The following is a 3718-nucleotide window of genomic DNA, read 5'->3' on the forward strand; positions in this document are numbered from 1 at the left end:
TCATCCCTAGCAGAAATAGTTAAATTTCCTCCATCCCCTCGACCAGATGTAGTAGTAGCTATTTGCGCTCCATCTTCAACTCGTAAACTTTCTGTTTCCAGGCTCAAATTGCCTCCATTTCCTTCTGCTGCGTTGAACACTCTAGCAGACAAGCTACTTAGAAAAATACCATTGGCAGAAGTTCCTGTGAGTTCTACATCTCTAGCAGAGATAGTTAAGTCCCCTCCATCTCCTCTGCCAAATGTAAAAACACTAATCTCCGCTCCATCTTGAACTCGTAAACTTTCTGTTTCCAGGCTCAAATTGCCTCCATTTCCTTCTGCTCCATCTAAGACTAGAGCAAACAAGGCACTGGCCTTTTCACCATCAGCAGAAGTTCCTATGAGTTCTATATCCTTAGCAGAGATAGTTAAGTCTCCTCCATCTCCTGTGCCAAATGTAAAAACACCGATCTGTGCTCCATCTTGAACTCGTAAACCTTCTGTTTCCAGGCTCAAATTTCCTCCATTTCCTGAGTCAAAGGTAACAGTAAATAAAACCCCTTCTTTACTCAACAGTAGCTCTTTTGTCTCAACGATCAAATTGCCACCTTTACCTGTTGCTCCAACAGCAACCTCTGCTCCAATGCCACTAAGAATCTCACCATCAGATGTTTTTCCTAGCAATTCAATAGACTCGGATGCTTTTATAATTGAGGTGAGGCCATCCTTTGACCCCAAGGTGTCTGCTAAAATTCTTGAACCATCCAATATTTGAATTTGTCCCGTTTGAATTTTTATTTCCCCTGCTCCCTCCCCACTTACATCTAAGGAGCTAGCTTGGGATAGTTGAATGTTGCCAAACCCAGATATTTCTCCATAGTTAAGGGTGCTAGAATCAGAACTTAATCCAACTACTCCGTTCTGAAGACTTCCCAGTTCAATACGTCCATTTTCTGCAGTCAGGTTTGCTCCTTTCAAGAAAATATCACCACCGATTATAGCTAAGGTTTTACCAGGTGAAACTTGCAACCCTAAAGGCCGGTTTTCTCGAATAATTGCAGAGGTGTTAGGATCTAGACTCAAATTATGACCTCGCCCTTCAACTAGAATACTGCCTGGATTTTCTGGCAACCTCAATCCAATAGGAACATTAACTGTTAGTAGTGGCGGTACTTGAGGGTTTGAAGTGGCAAATTCAAATCCATTTTCCAATAAGATGCTATTAGCCGTCGATCCATAGAAGGAACCTCCAATGTCTAACTTGGCATCTGCCCCAAAAATTATGCCGTTGGGGTTGATGAAAAATAGGTTGGCATTTCCTAGTACACCAAGAGTTCCTAATATGTTGGAAGCATTGTTTCCTGTGATGCGAGTCAGTATGTTTGCCACTCCATCGGGGTTGGTAAAGTAAACTCCTCCCCCTTGTTGAATGTTGAATTCTTGAAAACTATGGAATAAGTTGGCTCCTCTTTGGGCACCGCCATCTATGCGATGACTCTGTATACCTTTGATATTTATATTGGGTGTGACAAATGAGTTTTCTTCTCCGAAGCTACTATCTGGTCTAAGTTGGGCGATCGCCGGTGAAAGGTCAACTCCCCAATATCCTAATGTCAAACACGTTAGGAATGAAGTAGTGAAGAGTGTAGTTTTATTAAAATGTGGCATTTATATATCACAGAAATAGCCAAATTTGTATAGTTCTAGTTTCATAACTAAGCAATATACCATAAAGGAAACCCAACAAATAAGGAATTTTGTTGGGTTTCATCTTACCTACTAACCTAGAATTTTTCAGGTTGATTTTAGTTAAAATAGTTTAGTTTGTTATTTAATCACATAATCTGTTAGAGGTACTATTCCCACTACCTCCTGTGTCTCCTCCTGTAGCTCCCGTTCCTGTAGTTCCCATTCCTGTTCCTCCTATACTGATAGTTTCACAAGTAGGTGTACTATCTGCTGATGGGCCATTTCCCCCAATAACAAATTCAAGTTCATCAAGTTCCAACTCTACCAGTTGATTTTGCTTGATATAGTTAATGTTCTTAGAGCTGTTCTTAGAATTTTTAGCCATTATCATCCTCTTGAATTAAGTTTAATTTTTACATTTAACGGGTTAAAACTATTTACTGTAGGCTCTACATTAATTAACAGGACTTTAATTAACCCATCCTCTAGAATATATATTTCTGTGCTTTAATCAGTTATGCAGTCTGGAAAACTTTTTTTCCCAAAATTCTATGGGACAAATATTTTGAGGAACTCTATGGGACAAATCCCATAAATCTTTTTCATTGAGAAGTGATTTTAACCACTCTCATGTCCCGGCTGATTTTTTATATTAAAATTGGACAGCACCCATTCAGTATAATAGACATCTCCTAAAATTAAAAATAGAATCAATTCTGATCCAGAAATTATCAATTACTTCTCCGTGTTCCCAGTTAAGTGTTCCCTGTTCCCTCTTTTCCGGAGAGGTCTAATATCTACCTCATTTTTCATCTAGCTGTGATTTGAATCACTAACTTTGAGATTGTAGCTCGCCTTTGTAGAAAGTCAAAATTAAGTCTTTTTGAATAATTGAAGTAGAAGTAGGGTATCTAGGCTGTGGTTGGGTAAAAAAAACCTAACCCCCTAACCCCCTTCCCTACCAGGGAAGGGGGGATTTCTCCCCTCTCACTCATCAGGAGAGGGGTTGGGGGAGAGGTATTAATTTTATGAAACTTATTGAAAAAAGAATATTATGAATAATTAAGTGCTAATAAGACTTTACAGGAGATGTCCCTTTGACAAAGCGGTGGGACCCCGCCCCGTCTCACGGCGCAAGGGAACGCGCACCAAAGTATCTCCCAGAATTCAAGCTTTGCTTGATGCAGGTTTGTGGTTATCTAATAATTTAATCAGTTTGCTCAAGCAAAAAGCTGGTGAATAATTATGATTTTTATAAATTTTAAGGAGAATAAAATTATCACAACTAATATCAAATCCGGATGATGAGTTATTGTAAGTCATTGCAACTGGAACGGAGTGGAAGGAAGCAATCTTGGGCAACCTCTGAGATTGCTTCCTATCGTCGCTGCGGACGACTTTTTAGGCTGATTTATATTACGAGTCAGTAGGAAAATAGGAAGAGACAGTTTTGCGATCGCGAATTATCCGGACATGATATAATACCGTTTCACGGAAGTCAAAAGTCAATAAAAGGCGATTTCAACCCCTCCTAAACCATCTAGTTTATAGAAACTGAACCCAAGTTGAAAAAGCTGTTAACGTTAGCGAAGCTCCTCTGCAAGAGGCAGTTCCTCCGCTGGAGGCTAGCTGCTACCTGAATGCTAATAGCTAATTAACTGTTTTATCCCAAGGCGATCGCACCTCTTTTAAAAACTCATATAAGTCTTCTCCTTCTATGACTTCTTTTTCTAAAATTTGCTGAGAAAGATTTTCTAACAAATAACGATTATGATTCAAAATATCTAATGCTTGTTGATGAGCTTTTTCTACAATTTCTTTGACTTCATTATCTATTGCTTCCGCAGTTTTTTCACTAACTAAACGACGGGGATTAACTCCTTCGTTACTTAAAAATCCTCCTTGACCACGCCGTTCATAAGCCAAAGGTCCTAATACTTTACTCATACCATAAGTTGTTACCATTTGTTCGGCAAAATCAGTTGCTTTTTGTAAATCTCCTGAAGCTCCAGTCGTGATATTTCCAAATACAATTTCCTCAGCAGCAC

Annotated in this window: 3 protein-coding genes and 1 pseudogene; 1 reads left to right on the forward strand and 3 read right to left on the reverse strand. The window is 39.2% G+C overall.

Going from position 1 to position 3718, the window contains the following annotated elements; genetic code table 11:
* Positions 1-1598: filamentous hemagglutinin N-terminal domain-containing protein (locus F6K22_RS35365; RefSeq protein ID WP_293109210.1), on the reverse strand; the 1598-nt coding region annotated here is incomplete at its 3' end.
* Between the two features lie 214 nt (positions 1599-1812).
* Entirely contained in the window at positions 1813-2055 is a 243-nt protein-coding gene (locus F6K22_RS35370) for a hypothetical protein (protein ID WP_293109212.1), read from the reverse strand.
* 723 nt (positions 2056-2778) lie between these two features.
* Between F6K22_RS35370 and F6K22_RS35375 the strand changes: the two genes are divergently transcribed.
* Entirely contained in the window at positions 2779-2913 is a 135-nt protein-coding gene (locus F6K22_RS35375) for a hypothetical protein (protein ID WP_293109214.1), read from the forward strand.
* Between the two features lie 407 nt (positions 2914-3320).
* Here the strand turns inward: F6K22_RS35375 and F6K22_RS35380 are convergent.
* A pseudogene (locus tag F6K22_RS35380) lies at positions 3321-3718 on the reverse strand (cell division protein FtsH); the annotation flags it as partial.

Origin of the sequence: Okeania sp. SIO2F4, from assembly GCF_010672385.1 — a bacterium.
Taxonomy (GTDB): Bacteria; Cyanobacteriota; Cyanobacteriia; order Cyanobacteriales; family Microcoleaceae; genus Trichodesmium.